Annotated in this window: 1 protein-coding gene; it reads right to left on the bottom strand. The window is 73.8% G+C overall.

Going from position 1 to position 503, the window contains the following annotated elements; all coding sequences use genetic code 11:
• Window positions 1–503 (bottom strand): hypothetical protein (locus tag VB618_RS19750; protein ID WP_329798461.1); only part of this gene is annotated, 503 nt, incomplete at both ends.

Below are 503 nucleotides of genomic sequence, written 5' to 3'. Positions count from 1 at the left end.
GCCCATCGGTCGCGGCGGGAGACGCCGTTCCAGCCGCGCCAGCGTGCCTCCATCAGGGCGTACTGGCGCAGCACCGTGGCGCGGCTCTGCAGCAGGTGCACCGGGGTGCCGGTGGTGCCGCTGGTGTGCACGCCGAACATGCGCGCAGGCCGGCAGTCGTCGGCCAGGAAGGCGCGCGGGTTGGCGCGCAGCTGCGCCTTCTCGAGCACCGGCCAGTGCTCCAGAAGCTCGGACGAGCGCCGGTCGCCCTCGCGCCGGCGCCGGGCCCAGTGCTCGCGGTACCAGGGCACCCGGGTCGCGGCGCGGTGCAGCAGGCGGGCCAGCTCCTCGTCCGTCCAGGCCTGCCACTGGGCCGGGCTCCAGGTCTCGCGGCTGAGGATCTCGGCCACGGCCCGGTCGGTGGCGGCGTTGTAGCGCCACCAGCGCAGATACAGCCCGCGCGCGCTCGCCGAGGCGCAGCGCAGCGAATACGGCAGACGATGATAAAGCGTTACGGCATTCAT

The organism is Microvirga sp. CF3062 (assembly GCF_036314045.1).
In the GTDB taxonomy this organism is placed as follows: Bacteria; Pseudomonadota; Alphaproteobacteria; order Rhizobiales; family Beijerinckiaceae; genus Microvirga.
Note: the sequence above shows the minus strand (reverse complement) of the source record. Positions and strands in the feature narration are given on the sequence as shown.